The organism is Corallococcus sp. 4LFB (assembly GCF_046520365.1).
Classification (GTDB): Bacteria; Myxococcota; Myxococcia; order Myxococcales; family Myxococcaceae; genus Corallococcus; species Corallococcus caeni.
On the sequence record NZ_JBKGHJ010001136.1, the window covers coordinates 1 to 831 of the forward strand.

Here is an 831-nt window from a genome sequence, read left to right on the forward strand (position 1 = left end):
GGACGAGGACGCCCATGGACCAGCCGTCGGAGACGATGTGGTGCATCGTCACCAGGAGCAGGTGCTCCGCGTCACCCAGGCGCACGAGGGACGTGCGCAAGAGCGGACCGGCTTCCAAATCGAAGGGTCGGCGTGCTTCCAGGTTCGCGAGGCGCCGCGCCTCTTCATCCCGCTGCGCTTCAGGCAGGGAGGGCACGTCGAGCACGGGCAGCGTCCACGCCGAGGGCGAGTGGATGCGCTGAGCGGGCTGGCCCTGGTGCTGGACGAGGGTGGTGCGCAGCGTCTCGTGCCGGGCGACGAGGGCCTCGAAGGCGCGGCGCAGGGCTTCGACGTCCACCTGGCCCTTCAGCCGAAGGGCGGCGGGGATGTTGTACGCGGCGCTGCCCGGCTGGAGTTGGTCCAGGAGCCACAGCCGCTGCTGGGCGAAGGAGAGAGGCGGCGGGCCTTCGTGGGTGGCGCGGGCAAGCGGCGGCAGCCGGGGGCCGGAGGTGGCGGTGCGCAGACGCTCCGCGAGGGCGGCGACGGTGGGGGCTTCGAAGAGGGCGCGCAGGGGCACTTCCGCGCCGAAGGCGGCGCGGACGCGGGAGACGAGCTGGGTGGCCAGCAGCGAGTGGCCCCCGAGGGAGAAGAAGTCGGAGTGAATGCCCACGCGCTCCACGCGCAGGACGTGGGCGAAGACTTCGGCGAGCTTCTCCTCGGTGGCGTTGCGCGGGGCAACGAAGTCCGCGAGGGGCGAGGCGTCAGGGACAGGCAGGGCCTTGCGGTCCACCTTGCCATTGGCGTTGAGGGGGAGGGCCTCCAGGACGAGGAAGGCGGAGGGCACCATGTACT

General features: G+C 72.0%; 1 protein-coding gene. It reads right to left on the reverse strand.

All coding sequences use genetic code 11. From position 1 onward, the window contains the following. A partial coding sequence (locus ACLEQD_RS44560; protein ID WP_410391950.1) for a condensation domain-containing protein occupies positions 1–831 on the reverse strand: 831 nt, incomplete at both ends.